Source organism: Clostridium sp. MSTE9 (assembly GCF_000277625.1).
Lineage (GTDB): Bacteria > Bacillota > Clostridia > Oscillospirales > Acutalibacteraceae > Faecalispora > Faecalispora jeddahensis.
In genome coordinates this window covers 18,872-38,927 of the sequence record NZ_AKFU01000002.1, presented here as the reverse complement: position 1 = coordinate 38,927, position 20,056 = coordinate 18,872, and the positions used below count along the sequence as shown (strand labels likewise).

The following is a 20,056-nucleotide window of genomic DNA, read 5'->3' as shown; positions in this document are numbered from 1 at the left end:
ATCATATAGGGTTTATCTATTTAAAGGTATAGTTAAAATTTATTGCTCTCGTATTTTTGGCTGTGCGAGGAATAACTGTGCCGGATTCTGGCGAAAAGGCGGCGCTTTCCCTCCGCTTTCTCTTTCTGGCGGCACTTGGCCAGATAGTTGGTGGTTTCGTCGAGCACTTCGCCGCTGAGCAGGAACAGGGCGATCAGGTTCGGGAATGCCATCAGGCTGTTGAAAATATCGCTGATTCCCCAAACGAGATGCAGGTCGAGCGTACAGCCCGCAATTGCCGAGAGGGCAAACAGAATCCGGTAGGCGGGCACTGCCCGGTTGCCCACAAGGTACCGCACCCCGCATTCGCCGTAATAAGACCACCCCAAAAGGGTCGCAAACGCAAACAGCGAGATGCACACAGAGATCAGTGCGCCGCCGTAGTTCCCGAATACCGAGGAAAAGGCCGCGGCCGAGAGCGCTGCACCGTCTTTTCCGCTCGAAAGCGTGCCGCTGCATAAAATGACGAGCGCCGTTACCGTACACATGATAATCGTGTCCAGAAACACCTGAAAAATGCCCCACATCCCCTGCTCCACCGGCTCCTTCAGTGTGCTGCCGGAATGCGCCATGACCGAGCTGCCAAGCCCGGCCTCATTCGTGAACACCCCGCGCGAAACGCCGGTCTTCAATGCGTTCGCCATCGCCGCCCCGCCGATTCCTCCGGCCGCCTGCCGCAGGCCGAAAGCCTCATCCATAATCTGCCGGAACACCTCTGGCAGTGCCTGACGGTGGCAGTACAGAACGATCCCCGCCGCAAGCAGGTAACTGATCGCCATAAAGGGAACCAGACGTTCCGCAACACGGGCGATCCGGCGAATGCCGCCAAAGGTCATAATTGCCAGCAGAACGGCCAGCACCAGCCCGGTAACGGGAAGTGCGACGCCGAAGGTATCCTGCAGCGCACCGGCGATGGAATTCGACTGCGCCATATTTCCCATCCCGAACGAGGCCAGCACGCAGCCGACGGAAAACAGCACAGCCAGCACCTTGCTGTGAACGCCGCGCTCAAGGTAATACATCGCGCCGCCCAGCCAGGTGCCGTCTGAATTCTTGATCCGGTATTTCATGCCCAGCACGTTTTCAGAGAAGATCGTCATCATTCCCAGAAGCGCCGAGACCCACATCCAGAAGATCGCGCCCGCGCCGCCGAGAGTCAAAGCGGTGGCGACCCCCACGATGTTGCCGGTGCCGATCGAACCGGCCAGCGCGGTAGAAACCGCCTGAAAGGGGGAAATCCCGTCCCGACCACGTGAATTCTGGCTGAAAAGTTTACCGAAAGTATTTTTGAACCAGAGTTTACAATGTGTAAACTGGAAAAAGCCCGAACGGAAGGTGAAATTTGCCCCCGCCAGCAGAATGGCGGCCAGAACGGGCCAGCCCCACAGCAGAGGATGCAGAACATCGTTCAGCTGCTGAATCACCGCAGAAATTTTCAAAAGAAAGCGCCTCCTCCTACAACCTGTACTATCAGGTGTATTCCAGAGGCGCGCTTTTCATTCGCACGTATCGTCAAAAAACAACAGGCCCCCTTCGCCGTTGGCGAGAGAGACCTAAGATGTTTTCAACTGGTGTATTCCAAAGCCGTCCTTTTCATTCGCGTATACTGCCAATCAAGCAGCGGCCCCTACGCCGTAGGCGAGAGAAACTCTAAGTTGTTTTAACAGAGGCATTCCAAAGACGCTTTTCATTCGCGCATACCGTCAATTAATGGCAGTTTCCTCCGCCGTAGGAGAGAGTAACCTCAAAGCGCTTTTAACAGCTGTGTTAGAAACACTTTTTTATTTGTGCTTATTGGTTGGACTATTCGCTTACAAAGCAACTGATAAAAAGTTCTCCCCCGCCTACGGCGGGGGAGAACAAAAACGTCTTTGATTACAAGGACTCGATTTCGTCCAGCCACAAACGGGAGCTTGCGTCGCTCGGCATGCGGAAATCGCCGCGGGGCGACAGCGTTACGGTACCCACTTTGGGGCCGTCCGGCAGGCAGGAGCGTTTGAACTGCTGAGCAAAGAAGCGGCGGTAGAAGATCAGCAGCCACTTTTTGATCGTTCCGTCGTCATAGGCGCCGGTAAAAGCCATGCGCGCCATGCGGTAGATTTTTTTCGGGCGGAAGCCGAAGCGAAGCATGTAGAACAGGAAGAAGTCGTGCAGCTCATACGGCCCGACCAAATCCTCTGTTTTCTGAGAAATTTCGCCGTTGACCGGCGGCAAAAGCTCGGGACTGACGGGGGTATCGAGAATGTCGAGCAGCAGCTCGCGCACCCCGGGCTGGCTGTTCTCTGCCGCGTGGCGCACCAGGTGGCGCACCAGCGTTTTGGGGATAGAGGCGTTCACGCCGTACATCGACATGTGGTCGCCGTTGTAGGTGGCCCAGCCGAGAGCAAGCTCAGACAGGTCGCCCGTGCCGATGACGATCCCCCCTGTCTGGTTGGCGATGTCCATCAGTACCTGCGTGCGCTCGCGCGCCTGCGAATTCTCGTAGGTGACGTCGTGTACCTGCGGGTCGTGGCCGATGTCCTTAAAATGCTGCTCGACCGCGGCTGCGATGGAAATTTCGCGGAAGCTGACCCCCAGACTCCCCGCAAGGCCGGAAGCGTTGTTTTTGGTCCGGCTGGTGGTGCCGAAGCCAGGCATCGAAACCGCTGTGATTCCCGTACGGGGAAGATGCAGGGAATCGAAAGCGCGTACCGTGACCAGCAGCGCCAGGGTGGAATCCAGCCCGCCGGAAAGACCGATCACGGCGGATTTTCCGCCGGTGTGGCGCAGGCGGGTCTTCAGCCCCTCGGCCTGCATCGTCAGAATCAGCTCGCAGCGGTCGTACAGATCGGAGGAATCAGACGGTACAAACGGCAGGCAGGGGAAGGTACGCCGAAGCTCCAGCGGAGCAGGGGTCAGATCAAACGGGATCGTCGTGCAGCAGCAGCCGCTCTGCCAGGTGGTCATGCGGCGGCGTTCCTGGATAAGGCGCTGCAGGTCGATGTCCGCGCAGGTCAGGCCGGTGGTAAACAGCGGCGCCTCCGCTAAAAGAGTGCCGTTCTCGGCAATCAGGTTATGTCCGGAAAATACCATGTCGGTTGAGGATTCCCCTTCGCCCGCATCCGCGTAGGCATAGGCGGCAATCAGCCGGGCCGACTGCCCAGTGACGAGCGCGCGGCGGTAGGAGGGCTTGCCGATCACCTCATCGCTTGCGGAGGGATTCAGAATGACCGTTGCCCCGCAGGAAGCCAGATTGGCCGAAGGTGGTGCCGGCATCCACAAATCCTCGCAGATTTCCACACCCAGTACCAGCTCCGGGATGGAAAGGCAGCGGAAAATCAAATCGCCGCCCATCGGGACAGCTTGTCCGCAGAACGGGATTTCGCGGGTTGCGGAAGCGGGGGAAAAGTGACGTGCTTCATAGAACTCCGAATAATTCGGAATGCTGCGCTTGGTGGCCAGCCCCAGAATCCGGCCCTGATGGATCACGGCGGCGGTGTTGTACAGCTCGGCGTCCAGCGCAACGGGAACGCCGATCACGGCGATGATGCGCATATCGCGCGTTTCGCGCAGGATGCGTGATAAGGCCGCCTCCGCACCCGCGATCAGGGTGCCGTCGCGAAATAAATCGCCGCAGGTGTAGCCCGTCAGGCACAGCTCGGGGAATACCACAACCCCCACCTGCTGCTGTTCTGCCTCGCGCATCAGGTCAATTATGGCGGATCCGTTGTGCTGGCAGTCCGCTACCCGAATCACCGGGGTAGCGGCGGCGATTCTGAAAAATCCGTCTTTCATAGGAATGTTCCTCCATTTGGAATGAATCGGCGCCGGTTTGCGCAGCCGGCGGATTACTTCCGTTTTTCTGATCTTAGTGAGTTTTTCGGCGCGCAGCCGGGCAGAGTCAGTTTGCCAGAGCCAGCATAAGGAGCTGCCGCCGGGCTTGCTGAACATATGAACAGGCCGCCAAAGCTTGCAGGGCGGCAAATGCTGCAAAGCAAGGAAGCTGCCTAACATTTGCAGGCGCAGCTGCCCTATGAATACACGGCAATGGCGTAAGTAAAATTGAGAAATGATTTTACGGCCGCGTAATGCTTTAACGGTCAGAAGGGCGCGCTAATCGCGCGCCCTCTTTATCGAGTGGAATAATTTTCTTTTAGTGCAGGCGGACAAACGGTGACGTCCGGCATATGGCGGCGCAGGTTTTCCAGTGTGAACTGCTTGCTGCCGCAGTAATGGATGCCGCGGCGCACCCGGTTCAGATTGCTCAGACAGTTGGCGCCCTTTCTCTCCCGCAGGTGCATCTTCAGCACATAATAAAGACAGCACATGCCGGTCTTGCGGCAAAGGGCCCGATAAGCCTTTTCGTAATCGGAGTAAACGCCCACGCTTTCCAGCGTGGCGCGAACCATGGCCGTGGCACGGATGAAGTCGTTGATCTTGTCCGCATTGATCGTAGCCAAGGTGCTGGTACTCTGCTGATTATAATAATACAGCGCTTTGTCCACAACTACAACCTTATTTGCGTGTGAAAATAATTTATTTGCTGTGGCCAGATCCTCAAATGCCATGGTGGGGAAGGTGATACCGTAATCGGTAAACAGGCTTCTTTTATAAATTTTATTCCATACAAGGCTCTGAATCTGGGTGTCGTGCAGCAATTTGTTCATGGCCACATCGCGGCTGAAAACGCCGTGGCAGCGGAAGGGGTACTTGTACAATACATCCGATCGGACAAAGTGGTAATAATAATAGCAGCAGGCAATGTCCGCCCCGTTTTCGGTTACCGCACGGTACAGCTCCTCCAAAAAATAGGGGGAAACATAGTCGTCGCTGTCCACAAAACAGAGGTATTCGCCCCGGGCGGCCTCCATTCCGCGGTTGCGCGCCATAGACATGCCGGCATTGGGCTGATCGATCACGACCATATTGACATAATTCCGCTCGAATTCGCGAAGAATAGCGAGAGAACCATCTTTTGAACCGTCGTTGACGGCGATGATTTCAAAATCCTGAAATGTTTGGTGAACCAGAGTGGAAAGACACTTGCCGACAAAAGGCTCCACATTGTAGACGGGAATTACCACGCTGATTTTGGGGTCTTTGAGTTTTGTTTGATTCGGCAAAGCTCATTTCTCCTTTCATTCGAAACTAGTATCCCGCTTTTTGCGCAGGTTGATACATGCCCGGGTGCAGGAGCAGGCAAAATGCTCTTTGCGGGGCTGTTATTGTCCCGATTCCGTTTGTCCGGAGGAGTCGGAAGATGCCGTATTCGGCTGAGAAGAAGCAGGCTGAGACGATGTGTGGGAAGAAGACGAAGCCTGTGAGGAGGAAGCCGCAGAGGAAGACGGTGTGCTCGACGCCGGCTTCGAAGAGGCAGCGGCAGAAGAGGCCGGGGTCGAAGAGGTGGTTCCTTCGGTCCCGGGGCCTACCTTGTAGATGTTCGCAATGGCGCGGTAATAGCTGCTCGGCAGAGCTTCTGTTTTGACCACCTTGCCGTTCAGGTAGAAAATGCGTTTGGCAGACGCGCGGATACCGGCGTTGCCCTTGCGGTCGAGAACCTTCTCGCCTTTTTTCAGGGAGGAATCCACCACGAACTGATCCTCAGGCTGCGCAACAGTACCGGTCTGCTGCGAGACGACCTCGATATTATCATAATCGGGGGGCTGGTAGCCGTAAAGCGTTACCGTCACTTTTGTGCCGGTCATACCGGCCACAATGTATACCGGGTATTCGGTAGGATTTTTAAATTGAAAATCCAAGTATGGATAACTGACGGTTGCGTCGAGGCCAAGCGGAACGTAAGAGGACTGCCACATGTGGTTGGCGCGGCTGGTGATCTCCATGTTAGAGCGGATGGCCGCCCCGTATAATGTGGAGGATACCTGGCATACGCCGCCTCCATACTCCAGCACTTTCTTTCCGCCGGAAATGGCCACGGCCTTGCGGTAGCCGTTTTCGGGAAGATTCGAGTCGCCTGTGGCGTTGTTAAATGAGAATACGGCGCCGGGCTCGATCACCTTGCCATTGATGGCTGCCGAGGCAACCTTCATGTTGTGGTTGCCGTCCGCGGTGTTGGTGGAAACGGTCGTGTAAGTGCCGAGCTTCTGCATATGGCTCTTCAGATGGGCCTGTGTCACATCAAAGGGAACCGTTTTAACGGGAATCTCAATCGTTCCCGTTCCGCTGCCGCCCACCAGGGCATTCACCTGAGAAAGCAGCGAGTCGCTTTCCACGGCAAGGCCGTCTTTTCCGTCCTTGTACTGGAACGTGGCTGTGGCGGTATCGAAAGAAGCAACCGTTGCGTTGACCGGCGAAATATTGACAGCCTGCTCAATTTCAGAAAGTTTCTGTTTTAACACCGCTTCGTCAGAAGTTGCCGTCAGACTGTAGGTTTTCGGGGTCGTTTTCAGCTCCTCGATCAGCTTCAGGCGTTCCTCGTTATTTCCCATGCGGGCATAGCCGTAGGCTTCGTCCAGAACCTCCTGCGTGTTGAAGCTGTATCCCAAATCCTGTGCGGTGAGGGTCCAGTTTTTATCGCCATAGGTCAGCTTGATGTCGATTTTCGGCAAAAGACCGGGTTCGGCGGCTTCCAGAGCCTTCTGGGCCTCTTCCTTGGTCTTTCCGCCCAGGTCGATTCCCTCTACCACCGTTCCGGTGTAGTAGGTATCCGCCTGTAAAAGATTGGCATCGTTCTTCGCCTTCTCCTGCTGCTGGTAGTAAGAGACGCCCGCAAATACAGCCGCGCCCAGAATGAGGACGCCGGCCGCCGCTGCCGCGATCTTCTTCCACCGGCCAGAGCCGTTTTTGCTGTGTTTCGGGGAAGAAGAATACAGATCCGTCAGGGAGTCTTCCTGGTGGAGATGAGTCAGCTGATTCATGCAAAATCCTTCCTTCCTGAAACAAAATTTGTCCTGCGCACTCTCGGGGGAAAGCCGAAAACGCGGCAAAACAATAACAATAAGGCTTTTCGCGAGTCTATTTTATCGCCTTTTCAAAGGAATGTAAAGTTACAGCTTTTACATAAGTTTCGAAAGGCCGTTTTTTCCGTAAAATATTTACATATCAAGGCTTGAAACTTAGTGGGAAATACTATATTGTATAGATACGCGGCCCTGCGGCAAGAAATGCAGACTTTTCCATTTCTGCACTGCCGGGCCGGGACTGTATTTTGAAAATATGCAGAACGGAACCGTTCCGTTCTCACAGGAGGAACCTTCAGGTGAAAATTCTTATTTTATCTGCGGCAACCGGAGGCGGCCATTTACGTGCATCCCATGCAATTGAGTCGTATCTTTTGGAGAACACCACAGATGTTGAAGTGAGAGTGGTGGATGCGCTGAAAACCATTCATCCGATCTTAGATAAAACAATTTGCGAGGGATATCATTTTTTGGCCACGAAAACCCCGAAAATGTTTGGTCTGCTGTACCAGAAATCCAACGAGGAAAATCCCCTGGCCCAGATGGTGCCAAAATTTAACAGCCTGTTCAGTCAGCGGCTGCTGCCCTTATTTGAGGAATACCAGCCCGATGTGATCATTGCAACACACCCCTTTGTAACGGAAATGGTTTCCCATTTAAAGGAAAAAGGGCAGGTCAGAGTACCGCTGATCTGCATCATGACGGACTACGGCCCGCATAAGGCGTGGATTTCGGACAATGTGGACGCCTATGTGGTGTCAAGCGAAGACATGGTGCCGGACATGGAGGCCATGGGCGTGCGCCGCGAAATCGTGTATCCGTTCGGCATTCCGGTTTACAATGTGTTTTTTGACAAGACCGACAAGGCCGCGCTGCTGGAAGAGCTTGGAATGAAGCGCGACCAGCTTACCATCCTGATCATGGCGGGAAGCTTCGGCGTTTCGAATATCCTCCAGATTTACGAGGATATTGTTTGTCTGGACCTGCCGTTCCAGATCATCGTCATCACCGGCCGGAACGAAAAGTTGTTCCAGGCCTTTGAGGATAAGATCGAAGAGTGCCGTCTGAGCCCTCAAATGTGCTGCAAGCACACCCGGCTGGTCTTTTTTACAAACGAAGTGGAAAAGTACATGCACGCGTCCGACCTGATCATCACAAAGCCCGGCGGCCTGACGGTGTCGGAGGCACTGGCCTGCAACGTTCCTCTGGCGGTGTTCGACGCGATCCCCGGTCAGGAGGAGGATAACGCCAATTTCCTGATGAGCCACGATATGGCGGTCAGGATCCGCAAGGGTGACGACTGCGCGGGCACGATCTCTGAACTGCTGAGCAACCGCGAAAAACTTGAGAAGATGCGGCAGTCCTGCCAGAGCTTCGATAAATCACAGTCATCCAAAAACATTCTGTCCCTGATTTACGAGCTGGTGGAAGAGCAAAAGGAAGATACCGCCGCATTCGGCAAATAGCACGCCGGCGTAAAAAGCCGGGAAGGATGATCCTTTATAAAACAGAATTGATTCAATTTGAAAAATGGGGCAGCGTAAAAGCTGCTCCATTTTTTGTTCGTTAAGGATGTTTTATTCCTGAAAAACGCCGCAGCGGATCAAGCGATGGGAATCCTCTGCCTGTATTTACCAACGAATTTATCTTTCATTCCGTTTCGGTTTGCGATGCTTCGGAATTTTGATATTCCAAGATATCTCCGGGCTGACAGTCCAAAGCCTTACAAATTCCTTCTAAGGTTGAGAAACGAATCGCCTTTGCCTTGCCATTTTTTAATATAGAAAGGTTTGCCAGCGTTATGCCGACTTTTTCAGCCAGTTCTGTCACACTCATTTTCCTTTTTGCGAGCATCACATCAATATTGATTATCATTGCCATGTGCTCACCTCAAATTGTAAAATCATTTTCAGATTTGATGATGATCGCTTCCTGCAGCAATCTTTGAAGAACAGCCACGAAGGTTGCAACGATAAGCGGCATGGAAGCCATGCCAAAGCCGATGATGACAAGACCGGGAGCATCCTCCATTTGTGCCACGAGATATACGGCCGGCATACCGGCCAAATAGAAAAGTGCAGTCATCAGTGTTCCCGCTATTTTCATATTCTTCAGCGTCTTGATGGATGCATCGGAAAACACTTTCCCGTTGTCGATATAGTGCAGCAGTTTGATTGCCTGATACAGCGCAAAGAAAAAAATGATCATTGCCGCATACATACAAATCAGGAATGGAAGTTTGAAAAATGCCGCCGTCGGCACCAATACAGACATGGCGTTTGCAAATTTAGGCAGAAGAAAAACACCGAAAATGAGCGAAGTAATTCCGATCAGGACGATGACGATTTTTAAAAAGATGGTTGTGACACGCTGCTTCATAAAATCACCCTCTGTTTTTATTGGTAACTCGATTATAGCATTGATTTATCGTTTGTCAATAAATAAATATTGATATTAAGATAAAATTATCTGTATTGTAATATATGATCAAGTTTTGGATTACAGGGGGCAGTCCGTTTTTCGGCAAAGAAAAACAAGGTATCATTCCAAATGGAAAATACCTTGTTTTCAAACATTCAATTTGGCGGTACAGGATGTTTTCCAGACCCTGTTTGATAAAGGGAAACGGAATCAAATTCTTTTTGTATCACACACCCGCGCCCAGAATCTTTTCCATATTCTCCAGCTGGTCGATATGGACGATCGTCACGACCTTGTCGCCGCCCTGCAGCATGGTTTCGCCGCGGGGAATCAGCAGGTCGGAGTTGCGGATGATCGCAACGAGCACGCATTCGGTGGGCAGCTCAATATCGCGCAGCAGCTTGCCCTGCACAGAAGAGCCGGGGCTTACGATGCGCTCGACCAGCGAATACTTGCCGCCGTGGAGCTTTAAAAGCGTCATCATGTCGCCCATCGACATTTCCTCCGCCACCAGGCGCGCCATCAGATCGGCCTGGTTCACGGCGGCGTCAACGCCCATTAAGGGGGTGAACAGCCATGCGTTTTTCGGGTTGTTCACACGGCCGATCACTCTGCGCACGCCGTATTCCAGGCGGGCCAGTGTGCCGACCACCAGATTGTTTTCGTCCGAGCCGGTCACGGCGGCCACAACGTCTGCCTGACGGATACCGGCGGCCTCCAGTACCTTCGGCTCCGCGCCGTTGCCCTGCAGAATCGTATCGTGCGGCAGGGATCTTTTCAAAACCTCGATCCGGTTATCCTTTGCTTCAATAATCGTGACCTTGTGCCCGCGTTCAATCAGAAGCGATGCAAGGTAGCAGCCCACCTGGCCGCCGCCGACAATAATTACCTTCATGATTTTATCCCCCTCACATCGTTTTGCCGAGCAGTTTGCGCAACTGACCGCCGGAAGCGGAGGTTGCTGCGATATACACGACGTCGCCCTTTTGAAAAACCGTTCCGGTCGTCGGCAGCAGGGTCTTATTGTCGCGTTCGATCGCGATAACGTGAATATCGCCGACCACCGTCAGCTCATTCACCCGGTGTCCTGCCAGAAGGGTGGGCAGCTCCACGCGCACCAGCTCCGCCTCGCCGCTGCCAAAGCTGTAAACCTGGTTCAGCGTGGAGTACGAAAGCAAATCCGATGCACGCTTGATGCCCCATGTGGTGGAGGAGAGGGTCTGCACGCCAAGACGCTTGTAAATCTCGGCCTTTTCGCGGTCGTACAGGCGCGCGACCACTTTGGGTACATGGTAAATCTCTTTGGCGATGCGGGCGATTACGGCGTTCGATTCGTCGCTGGAGGTAAAGGCCGCCAGCGCGTCGGTACGCTCGATCTGCGCTTTCTGCAGAACATCTTTATCAAAGCCGATGCCTTCTACTGTTTTTCCCTGAAAGTGTTTGCCGAGCTGTTCAAACGCTGCCGGGTCAGAGTCAATGACGGTAACGGAGTGACCGGCTTTGCTCATGGCCTGCGCAAGGCCGGAACCGTTGCGTCCGCACCCTACAATAATGATTTTCATCGAATAGCCTCCCTTTTTGCGTCTTTGGGCAAGTTAGTATGGGGTTGGTCGTTGTTATTCTTCTTTCTGCGGTCCGACCAGCGCAGGAACCATTTGCGCGCCTCATCCACCAGCAGCATGGCGAACGGAATGAACAGCAGCATTCCCAGGTGATTCAGCGGCAGGGGCGCCGTGTTGAACAGATTGTGCAGGAAAGGCAGCGGCAGGAAAACAAGGCACGCAAGAAGCGTGAATTCTACCGCAATGCCGACCAGAATCAGGCGGTTGCTGAACAAACCGATTTTGAATACGGACGTACGATCCGTACGGCAGGCGAATACCGCGCCCACCTGCGAAAGCACAATGGCGGCAAAGGTGATGGAAGTGGTCATCCGGTATGCGAGCCCCTCAGAAGCCAGCGGAATTGCGGGCCAGCCCATCAGGAAGTTCAGGAAGAAGTATGCAGCGATACCAAAGATTGCTTCAAGCATACCGTACCACAGGAAAGCCCTGAAAATCAAGGGGCGATTGAGCAGAACATCTTTTCTGGAACGCGGAGGCGCGTCCATCACGCCCTCTTCCGGCGCTTCGGAGCCAAGGCCCATGGCGGGCACCATGTCGGTGCCAAGGTCGATGGCCAGAATCTGCATGATCGTCAGGGGCAGCGGGATCAGTCCGCCGGAGAACAGGTACAGAACCATCGGCACGGCGCAGGACATATTACTGGTGAAAATATAGAGAACAAAGCGGCGGATGTTGCTGTATACCGCGCGGCCTTCCTCGATCGCGTTGACGATGGAGGCAAAGTTGTCGTCGGTCAGAATCATGTCGGCGGCTTCCTTGGCCACGTCTGTTCCGGAGCGGCCCATCGCGACGCCGATATCCGCCTTCTTCAGCGCGGGGGAGTCGTTGACACCGTCGCCTGTCACGGCAACGATCTGCTTCATATCCTGCAGAGCGCTGACGACCTGAAGCTTCTGCTCCGGGGCAACACGCGCGAAGATGACTTCATCCTTGAGCGCTTCCTCCAGGTCCTTCTGGCTCATGGTTTCGAGCTCCAGACCGGTGATGATGCGGGGGTGGCTACCGGAAACAATCCCGATGCGGCGGGCGATGCTCTCCGCAGTCAGGCCGTAGTCGCCGGTGATCATGATGATCCGGATGCCGGCCTTGTGGCACTTCTTCACGGCGGCGGCAACCTCCGGGCGGGGCGGGTCAACCATGGCGATCAGGCCGAGGAAGGTCAGGTCCTGCTCGATCAGCTCGGGGGTATATTCGCTCAGGCTGGTCGGCAGCGCGATTTCACCGGTCAGCTCGCGGCAGGCCACTGCCAGTACGCGCAGACCTTTTTTGGCGTATTCGTCGTTCACCGTCATGATGTGGCGTCGCTCATCGTCGCTCATGGCAGAAACCACTCCGTTTCTGCGCTGGCGGGTGCACAGGTCCAGCACCTCTTTCGGCGCGCCTTTTACATACGCCAGGCGGCTGCCGCTCTGGGGCTGGTGAATGGTGCTCATGCGCTTGCGGCCCGAGTCAAAGGGCAGCTCGCGCAGACGGGGAATCGTGGTGGAAAGCTCATCCAGATTCAGTCCGTTCTTCTTTGCAACAACCAGCAAAGCGGCTTCCGTGGGGTCGCCGAGAACGGTATAATGGGTATTTTCTTCATTGGGGGGCAGCAGTCTGGCATCGCAGCACAGCCCGGCGCCGGTCAGCAGCTGGCACAGGTCGCTGTTGTCCTTGTCGGCGGGTCGGCCGTTTTCCTCCAGAATTTGTCCGCCCTCAGCGTTGTAGCCGACTCCGGTCACTTCGAGGTTGCGGCCGTCGAGCCAGACATTGCTGACGGTCATTTCGTTCTGGGTCAGTGTTCCGGTTTTATCCGTGCAGATCACCGTGGTGCAGCCGAGCGTCTCGACAGCGGACAGGCGCTTGATCAGCGCGTTGCGCTTGGCCATGCGCTGTACGCCCATGGCGAGAGATAAAGTAACGGTGGGGAGAAGACCCTCTGGAATAAAGGCGACGATCATGCCCAGGGCGAAAATAAATGCCGCCACAGGCTCGGATTTCGCGAGGAAAATCGCCAGAATAAAGAACAGCACGCCGATCGAAACGGCGATGGCGGAAACCTTCTTTGTCAGGTTGCCCATTTCCTTCTGCAGGGGGCTGGATTCATCCTTCAGGCTCTGGGTCAAACCGGCAATACGGCCGAACTCGGTGTCCATTCCGGTGGAGCAGACGATTGCCTTGCCAGTGCCGGAGGAAACCGTTGTTCCGGCGAAAATCAGGTTCGGCGACTCCACAGTGGAAATGTCGGTGCGAAGCACCTGGTCGCGCGCCTTATGCACGGGGTTCGACTCACCCGTCAGTGTGGACTGGTTGACACGCAGGTCGTTGTCCTCGACAAGACGTGCATCGGCAGAGATCATATCGCCCTCCGACAGCAGCATAATGTCGCCGGGGACGAGATCCTCCGCCAAAAGGCGAAGCTCCTCGCCGCCGCGCAGCACGCGGACGTAATCCGGCAGCAGCTTTTTCAGAGCTTCGGTCGCCTTGCCGGCGCGAAATTCCTGCCAGAAGCTGAATACGCCGTTAATGACGTTGACCATCCAGACGGCGATGGCCAGCTCCGGCATTCCCGCGATCAGCGCGACGATACCGGCGACCCAAAGCAGGATCGCCATCAGGTGTGTAAAGTTGGAAAGGAATTTCCAGATCAGCGGTTGACCTTTCTTTTCCTGAATCGTATTTTTGCCGTATTTTTTCAGGCGCACCTGCGCCTCTTCGGGGGAGATGCCCTGCTCTGCGGTGTCCAGCGCTCCATATACTTCCGATACGGGCAGCTGCCGGATTTTACGCGGCAGATCGTTGACCGGCGGTGCAGCCGGCTGTTGAGTGGTCGTTTGTACGTTTGATTCTTTCATCGTTCTGCTCTCCGTTCCATAACATGTATAATTCCATTTGGATCCCGCCGGGTACAAAACGCGAGATGAAGGGGTTCGCCGCAGTCTGATTCTTCATAGGCGCATTTTCTGTCGGGAGTCAGGCTGCCAAGCCGGTTTAAATTGTATCGAGCCGGCAGGTAAGTCGGATCCAGCGCCCAGGCGGACCGAAAATGCCGCATCGCTCCGAGGATGTCGTTTTCCTGCTCCAGAAGGATTCCCATTAAGTTGTGGGGCTGCGGTGCATGGGGAAAAGTACCCATGGCGTTTGAAATCAGCCGTTTGCATTCTTCGTATTTCTCTTCCTCAATCAGCAGCTTTGCATCTCTGCAAAGCTTGGTCAGTTCCTGTTGTTGAATGGGAGCTGCGGATTTCATACTGTATCACCTTGCCTGTCTGCCTTTCTCGATTTCCGTTCTTATTTTAGCGAAGAGCCTGTGAGTTGGGTGTGAAAAGACAGACATTGGTGTGAGAATCCTGTGAGAATTGGAACGGATTCGTTTGTTTCAGGGAATATTCGTTTTTTTGCGGCGTTTGCCGCCTTGTTTTTCGGGATTTTTCGGCGGCTCTCGTGTTTTCGGCAAACAAAAAAGACCCGATGCGGATATTGTTCCGCATCGGGTCTTTTTCATTAATAATAGAAAAGAATCCTTTTTCCAGTAAAATTTTTACATGGTAAAAACAGAAAAATTATTCGTCTACCAACCGGTATCCTACGCCGATTTCCGTTACGATGTAGCGCGGCTTTGCCGGATTTTTTTCAATTTTGCGGCGCAGTGCAGCCATTAGTGCGCGCAGGGCCTGGGTGTCGCTGCCGTAGCCGACTCCCCATACCTCGCGAATGATATATTGGGTCGTCAGCACCTTGCCGCAGTTTTTGAACAGCAAAGCCAGCAGATTGTATTCCATGGGGGTCAGGTGAAGCTCTTCTCCCTGAAGGTAGGTCAGACGCTTCTCGATATCGATTTTCAGTTCCCCCACCTGATACACCGCCTGGGGCTTTTCGCCGCTCTGCCTGCGCAGATGCCGGATGGCTACGCGGATACGCGCCAAAAGCTCGGTGGCGGAAAACGGCTTCGTCAGGTAATCGTCCGCGCCGGCGTCGAGCGCCGCCGCCTTTTCTCTGTCCTGATCCCGGGCGGAAACGACAATGATAGGCATGTCCGACCACTCGCGCACCCGTTTGATGATTTCCATGCCGTCGCAGTCCGGCAGGCCCAGATCGAGCAGCAAAAGCTCGATCGGCTCAGAGATCAAAAGGCTCATGGCGTTGTGCCCGGAGTTTGCGCTCAGGTAAGAAAAACCGTCCTGCTCAAGCGCATAGCCGATAAAGCTTTGAATTTGCCTGTCATCTTCCACGACCAGAATTTTATGAGTGGCTTCACCCATGGTTTTCCTCCTCCAATGGTAGGCTGAATACAAATTCTGCACCGGGGCCGTCGGTGCGGTTGCGTGCCCAGATGGTTCCGCCGTGAGCCTTTACGATCGTATCGCAGATCGCGAGGCCCAGCCCGACCCCCTTGCGCGAATCGGATTCTTTTGCGTGAGAGGTATAGAACAGCTCGAAAATATGGGGAAGATCAGCTCCCCCGATCCCGCTGCCGCGATCCCGTACGGAAAAGACCGCGCTGTGGTTTTCCTTGTCCTCTTCGACAGAAACGCAGATTTCACCGGGCGGGTCGGTATGTTTTATCGCGTTTTCCAGCAGATTGATCAGCGCCTGGCTGATCAGCTTCGCGTCCATTGGAACAAGAAACAGCTCCTCCGGCGCGTGAACCTCAATGTCATATCCAAGGTGGTGGCGCATGACGTAGCGTGCGGCGCCGCCCAGAATTTCTTCGGCGGCTTCCATTTGCTTGCTGATGGCGAGCATGCCGTCCTGCAGGCGCGTCAGGCTGAGGATGTTCTCTACCAGTGAATGCAGCCAGCCCGCATCATGATGGATTCCTTCCATCAGCGAATAGCGGGGGTCAGAGCTGTCGGTCATCCCGAGCAGCATTTCGGAGGTTCCCATCATTCCCGCCAAGGGCGTGCGAAGATCGTGGGAGATCGCGCGCAGCAGGTTGACCCGGTAGCGCTCCTGTACGGTTTCTTCATGCAGACGAATCCGCTGCTGGGAAGCCCGAAAACGGTCCATCGCAAGGGCGGTGCTTTCAATCATGGAGCGCAGAATCCGGACCTGCGCCGGAGACAGGCGCTGCGCCTTCTCTTTCGGCAGCCGAATCAGCCCCAGAATCGAATCCTTTGCGTAAATCGGCCAGTCGTAAAATACGGGGCCGGCGACAAAACCCGCGTCTAAATCAGAGAGGCGCTGTAAGATGTCTGATGCATCCTCGGTACGGCGCCGTACCGCTTGCCCCGGCAGGCATTGAATGTAGGAATCCTCCGGCTTGCCGTTCTCGTCAAAGCATAAACAGGCCGCGCCCGCGCATACCGATTTGCTGATGGTGTCGGCCGCCAGCTCTGCAATTTCGGGAAAGGTTTTCGCGTCCGTCAGCAGATTGGTCAAAGCGTAAAGGGCCCGCGATTCGAGTTCGCGCTCTTTTGCGCTGCGTTCGTTCCGTCTGGCATGAAACGTCACCGTGCTGGTCAACAGAGCCGCAATGCTCATGATGAACAGGGTGATCATATAGCTGGGCGCGTTTACCGCAAAGCTGAAATATGGTTCGGTAAACAGAAAATTAAACAGAAAAGCCGCAAGCACAGATGCCAGAATGGCAAAGGCGTAGCTTGAAATCAGAAGTGAGGTCAACAAAACGGCCAAGAAGAAGACGATTACGATGTTGGCTTCCGGCAGTCCGAGGCCGCGCAGCAGGTATCCGATTCCCGCCGCTGACAGCAGCAGAGCAAGTACAATAACGAAATGCAGAAGTGCAGTTTTGATTTGGTTTTTATGTGCCATGGTGACTTTCATTCCTTCTCTGCGAACCCACAAAAAGAGTGCAGGCCGCTTTCTATCGGACGAATTTCCGGCAGTAACAGTCAAATGGAAATTTCGCCGTTTCTTCCTAGTGTATTTCCATCCCGACCGAAATGCAAGACAATTCATAAAATTATATTTGTCTTTTCAAAATGGATGAGAGCAGTTACATCACGCAGATATTGCGCACAGGTGGAAAATCCCAAATATATGCCGTCAAATGGTTTGAAATAGCTAACAAGTTGATTAGATGATTTCCAAAATAAAACACTTACAATTGCCAGTTTGTGACCATATAAATCAGCATAACAGAGAAAATGCAAATCATTATTGTATTATTGCTTTCCATTCGATAAAATGGATGAAAGAGTGATGAGAAAGTATTTTTTATATCTGATTGATCATAAAATGTCCAACAGCGCCACACTTGCCTGGAGTGGAGGAGGCTCGACCGAAACAGGTGACCAGCAGGCCAATGATGCCCAGACATTGACTTTGGATCAGATTGTCAATGCCAGCACCAGTGCGCAGTTGCGCATACTGAAAACCAGCGCGAATACTACTGGCTCAGAAGAGTCACCCGATTTCCGATTGCCCGGCGCACAATTTACCCTAACCCCAATGAAACAAGAGGGTGGTAAATGGGTGGCAGATGAAAATGCGGATGTGCTGACAAAGACAACTCCGGCCACCGGAAAGATTTATTTCCTTTATCTGAACAAGAATGTGCTGTATCAACTGAAAGAAACACAGGCGCCTGATGGATATCAGCAGGATTCCATAGTCCGTTACTTTGTGTTCTCTGAAAACAATCCTCCGGAGGGAACTTATCCCGAGGGTACCATAACGAAGAAATCTGGAACTTATACCACCCCGGTCGTCATTAAAAACAAACCCAAAAACGGCCAGGGAGAAGGCACCTATTCTTTCTCTTTTGCCAAGCTGAGCGATGATGCGAATCCCGTGCTGGGGGCAACATTTACCCTCACCGGGACTAACTTGCAAACCAAGGAAGCAACCAGCGATAAAGATGGCTCGGTAAAATTTGAGGATGTAGATCCCGGTACCTATGAGCTAAAGGAAAGCTCTGCACCTAATGGGTTTGAGAAGATCGGCGGTACTATTACCGTTACGATTACTACGAATGGTCAACTTACCATGACAGGCGGCGATTTCTTAAAGCATTCCGACGAAATGGGCTATACCGTAACCAATACCCGGATTCGGGGGACGGTAACACTGCAGAAACAGGATTCCGCCGATTCTACTCCCGTGTCCGGCGCGAAATTTACGGTGTATAGTAAATCCGGCGATGTTGCGGTGGCATATCTGACTGAGAGCGATGTCACTTCTGGATTGTATCAGCTTTCCGCTTTGGAGGTTCCGGCCAAAAACGCTGCGGGTGATTGGTATCTCTCGGCAGACAATCAGTTGATTGTGGGCGATTACTATCTGAAAGAAACCACTACTCCCGCGGGTTACCTGCCCGACACCGATGAGCAAAACAAGCTCCATTCGTACGATTTCTCCATCACCTCGCAGGGGCAGGCAGTCACGGTCAGCAATGATGGTTCGGCCACTGATTTTTACAATGTCCCTATCGGTTCCGTCGTCGGTCAAAAAGTGATTGCCAGTTCCGGCCTTCCGTTGGCTGGCGCGACCATCGGCTTGTTTAACGCAGCAGAAACCAATTTGATCAAAGACAAGGCCATTGCTACCGTTTTGAGCGAAAATGATGGTTCCTTTACCTTCTCTAACCTGCTTTACGGAACATATAAGATTGCCGAAGTGGCTGCACCCGGGCGGTATCTAGTGAATACCAGTGCGGTGTTTACGGTAACGGTCAATCAGAATAAGCAGTCGATCACAACAGATGACAGCAGCAACGCAATTCTGATCGCCAATGCCCGTCGTTCCGGTGGCGGTGGAGGCGGCGGCGGCGGAGGCGGTAATCCTGGAGGCGGCAGCGACGAGGGCTATATCGTGATCCAGAAATCCTCCGAAGATGGTGTGCTTTCCGGCTTTACCTTTGAGATTACGGACGGCAATACCTATACCGAACGCTTCGTAACGGATGCGGACGGCCGTATCATGACTGGCGAGCTGCCGAAGGGAACTTATACCGTCCGTGAAATTGCGGAAGAGGGAGTGACAGACAGATACGAGCTCCCGAAGGCGCAGACAGTACGTATTTCCGGAGTAGGTACAAAGCTCAACTTCGAAAACAAACTGCTCCCTGAATTCATTCCGCCGGACGAAGTGCCTTTGGGCGGTGGAGGCGGAACAGAACCGTCCTCACCTGTAGAAGAGATTCCCGATAACGATGTTCCGAAGGGAACCGTCGAAACCTTTGGGCCGAAAACCGGCTATACCGGCGCGTCGCCTTTGTGGGCGCTGATGCTGGGCCTGTCGTTGGCCGGCCTGGGGTATTCCGTGATTTCTCTGCTGGTTTCCAGGAAAAAGGGCCGTCATGTCGACAAATAGGCAGACGGTAAAGCGCCGTCTGACCGTAGCGGGATGCATCCTGTTCAGCGTTCTGGCTTTGATTTCCGGAACGATCCTGTTTCTGGATTACCAGCGTCAGATCACGGCAGACAAAGGGTTTGAAGATCTTCGCATAACTCTATCTGAAGATGTGCCATCAGCCGCCGGAGAGACCTCCTCTCCGGCGGTTATTCCCAAAACACCCGGTGAACGGTATGGTCAGCTGGCACAGCAAAACTCCGATCTGGCCGGGTGGATTCAGATTGAGGGTACCTCGATCAATTACCCGGTGATGCAGACCCCAAAAGACCCGGATTATTACCTCGATCACGATTTTCAGCACAAGTACAGCCCTTATGGGGTTCCGTATGCGGATTCCCGCAGCGATTTGTCCGGCGGCAATGTGCTGATTTACGGGCATCACACCAAAAACAAGGGGATGTTCGGCGCTCTTGTCGATTACGAAAGGCAATCCAATTATCAGGAGCATCCGATGATCCTGTTTGATACGCTGGAGCAATATGGCTTTTATCAGATTGTGATGGTCGTCAAAACCACCGCGCTGCTGAATGACCCCAATGCGTTCGATTATACCAAAGCCGCCTTTCCTTCGGATGAAAAGGAATTTCAAACGTTTGTCGCCGCGTGCGAAAAGCGCGCGCTGTACCAAACCGGCGAAAGAGTATCGTTCGGGGATCGGCTTCTGCTGCTGTCAACCTGCGAGTATTCCAGGGAAGATGGCCGTCTGCTGATCGTTGCAAAGCAGGTGAAAACAGCGGATACAAAATAGCTGGCGCCCTGGTAATCCTTGTAAAT

The 20,056-nt window shown here is 53.7% G+C and carries 15 protein-coding genes; 3 read left to right on the top strand and 12 right to left on the bottom strand.

Features of this window, described 5'->3' with window-relative positions; all coding sequences use genetic code 11:
• Window positions 1–32 precede the first annotated feature (32 nt).
• The 4 genes from HMPREF1141_RS00390 to HMPREF1141_RS00375 form a co-directional block, all read right to left on the bottom strand.
• Window positions 33–1,478: a sodium:alanine symporter family protein gene (locus tag HMPREF1141_RS00390; protein ID WP_009059821.1), complete on the bottom strand. Its 1,446-nt coding sequence runs from the start codon at window positions 1,476–1,478 to the stop codon at window positions 33–35.
• Window positions 1,479–1,914: 436 nt separating this feature from the next.
• Window positions 1,915–3,813, bottom strand: coding sequence for an NAD(+) synthase (locus HMPREF1141_RS00385; RefSeq protein ID WP_035316322.1), 1,899 nt, complete (start codon window positions 3,811–3,813; stop codon window positions 1,915–1,917).
• Between the two features lie 335 nt (window positions 3,814–4,148).
• Window positions 4,149–5,141 (bottom strand): glycosyltransferase, encoded by a 993-nt coding sequence (locus HMPREF1141_RS00380; RefSeq protein ID WP_009059836.1) that lies wholly within the window; start codon window positions 5,139–5,141, stop codon window positions 4,149–4,151.
• Window positions 5,142–5,240: 99 nt separating this feature from the next.
• Entirely contained in the window at window positions 5,241–6,896 is a 1,656-nt protein-coding gene (locus tag HMPREF1141_RS00375) for a VanW family protein (protein ID WP_009059783.1), read from the bottom strand.
• A gap of 341 nt (window positions 6,897–7,237) precedes the next feature.
• Here HMPREF1141_RS00375 and HMPREF1141_RS00370 point away from each other — a divergent pair, with 341 nt between their 5' ends.
• Window positions 7,238–8,404 carry a glycosyltransferase gene (locus tag HMPREF1141_RS00370; protein WP_009059789.1) on the top strand — a complete coding sequence of 389 codons (1,167 nt, stop codon included), beginning with the start codon at window positions 7,238–7,240 and terminating at the stop codon, window positions 8,402–8,404.
• Window positions 8,405–8,588: 184 nt separating this feature from the next.
• Here the strand turns inward: HMPREF1141_RS00370 and HMPREF1141_RS00365 are convergent, their stop codons facing one another.
• From HMPREF1141_RS00365 to HMPREF1141_RS00325, 8 genes are all read right to left on the bottom strand, one after another.
• The gene (locus tag HMPREF1141_RS00365) at window positions 8,589–8,819 is read right to left on the bottom strand and encodes a helix-turn-helix transcriptional regulator (RefSeq protein ID WP_009059817.1); all 231 of its coding nucleotides are present in this window, start codon (window positions 8,817–8,819) and stop codon (window positions 8,589–8,591) included.
• Between the two features lie 9 nt (window positions 8,820–8,828).
• On the bottom strand, window positions 8,829–9,317 hold the full coding sequence (locus HMPREF1141_RS00360) for a DUF2975 domain-containing protein (protein WP_009059835.1): 489 nt from the start codon (window positions 9,315–9,317) through the stop codon (window positions 8,829–8,831).
• A 268-nt stretch (window positions 9,318–9,585) separates the two neighbouring features.
• Window positions 9,586–10,254 (bottom strand): NAD-binding protein, encoded by a 669-nt coding sequence (locus tag HMPREF1141_RS00355; protein WP_009059834.1) that lies wholly within the window; start codon window positions 10,252–10,254, stop codon window positions 9,586–9,588.
• 13 nt (window positions 10,255–10,267) lie between these two features.
• Window positions 10,268–10,921: an NAD-binding protein gene (locus HMPREF1141_RS00350; protein ID WP_009059765.1), complete on the bottom strand. Its 654-nt coding sequence runs from the start codon at window positions 10,919–10,921 to the stop codon at window positions 10,268–10,270.
• Window positions 10,918–13,818, bottom strand: coding sequence for a cation-transporting P-type ATPase (locus HMPREF1141_RS00345; RefSeq protein ID WP_009059850.1), 2,901 nt, complete (start codon window positions 13,816–13,818; stop codon window positions 10,918–10,920). Before HMPREF1141_RS00345 ends, HMPREF1141_RS00350 begins: the two co-directional genes overlap by 4 nt.
• On the bottom strand, window positions 13,815–14,213 hold the full coding sequence (locus HMPREF1141_RS00340) for a hypothetical protein (protein WP_009059823.1): 399 nt from the start codon (window positions 14,211–14,213) through the stop codon (window positions 13,815–13,817). Before HMPREF1141_RS00340 ends, HMPREF1141_RS00345 begins: the two co-directional genes overlap by 4 nt.
• A gap of 313 nt (window positions 14,214–14,526) precedes the next feature.
• A complete protein-coding gene (locus tag HMPREF1141_RS00330) occupies window positions 14,527–15,225 on the bottom strand; it encodes a response regulator transcription factor (protein ID WP_009059843.1) in 699 nt (232 codons plus the stop codon).
• Window positions 15,218–16,738 carry an ATP-binding protein gene (locus tag HMPREF1141_RS00325; protein ID WP_035316315.1) on the bottom strand — a complete coding sequence of 507 codons (1,521 nt, stop codon included), beginning with the start codon at window positions 16,736–16,738 and terminating at the stop codon, window positions 15,218–15,220. Before HMPREF1141_RS00325 ends, HMPREF1141_RS00330 begins: the two co-directional genes overlap by 8 nt.
• A gap of 390 nt (window positions 16,739–17,128) precedes the next feature.
• On the opposite strand from HMPREF1141_RS00325, the gene HMPREF1141_RS00320 reads away from it, so the two are divergent.
• On the top strand, window positions 17,129–19,240 hold the full coding sequence (locus HMPREF1141_RS00320) for a prealbumin-like fold domain-containing protein (protein WP_035316314.1): 2,112 nt from the start codon (window positions 17,129–17,131) through the stop codon (window positions 19,238–19,240).
• Complete coding sequence (locus HMPREF1141_RS00315) at window positions 19,227–20,030, top strand: class B sortase (protein WP_009059760.1); 804 nt, start codon at window positions 19,227–19,229, stop codon at window positions 20,028–20,030. The genes HMPREF1141_RS00320 and HMPREF1141_RS00315 overlap by 14 nt, the downstream gene beginning before the upstream one ends.
• Window positions 20,031–20,056: the final 26 nt, after the last annotated feature.

What these genes read in the sequence shown, in the direction of transcription:
- HMPREF1141_RS00340 (WP_009059823.1), bottom strand. Translation starts at nt 14,213, where the DNA reads ATGAAATCCGCAGCTCCCATTCAACAACAGGAACTGACCAAGCTTTGC.
- HMPREF1141_RS00355 (WP_009059834.1), bottom strand. Translation starts at nt 10,254, where the DNA reads ATGAAGGTAATTATTGTCGGCGGCGGCCAGGTGGGCTGCTACCTTGCA.
- HMPREF1141_RS00385 (WP_035316322.1), bottom strand. Translation starts at nt 3,813, where the DNA reads ATGAAAGACGGATTTTTCAGAATCGCCGCCGCTACCCCGGTGATTCGG.
- HMPREF1141_RS00345 (WP_009059850.1), bottom strand. Translation starts at nt 13,818, where the DNA reads ATGAAAGAATCAAACGTACAAACGACCACTCAACAGCCGGCTGCACCG.
- HMPREF1141_RS00315 (WP_009059760.1), top strand. Translation starts at nt 19,227, where the DNA reads ATGTCGACAAATAGGCAGACGGTAAAGCGCCGTCTGACCGTAGCGGGA.
- HMPREF1141_RS00365 (WP_009059817.1), bottom strand. Translation starts at nt 8,819, where the DNA reads ATGGCAATGATAATCAATATTGATGTGATGCTCGCAAAAAGGAAAATG.
- HMPREF1141_RS00360 (WP_009059835.1), bottom strand. Translation starts at nt 9,317, where the DNA reads ATGAAGCAGCGTGTCACAACCATCTTTTTAAAAATCGTCATCGTCCTG.
- HMPREF1141_RS00330 (WP_009059843.1), bottom strand. Translation starts at nt 15,225, where the DNA reads ATGGGTGAAGCCACTCATAAAATTCTGGTCGTGGAAGATGACAGGCAA.
- HMPREF1141_RS00375 (WP_009059783.1), bottom strand. Translation starts at nt 6,896, where the DNA reads ATGAATCAGCTGACTCATCTCCACCAGGAAGACTCCCTGACGGATCTG.
- HMPREF1141_RS00325 (WP_035316315.1), bottom strand. Translation starts at nt 16,738, where the DNA reads ATGGCACATAAAAACCAAATCAAAACTGCACTTCTGCATTTCGTTATT.
- HMPREF1141_RS00320 (WP_035316314.1), top strand. Translation starts at nt 17,129, where the DNA reads ATGAGAAAGTATTTTTTATATCTGATTGATCATAAAATGTCCAACAGC.
- HMPREF1141_RS00350 (WP_009059765.1), bottom strand. Translation starts at nt 10,921, where the DNA reads ATGAAAATCATTATTGTAGGGTGCGGACGCAACGGTTCCGGCCTTGCG.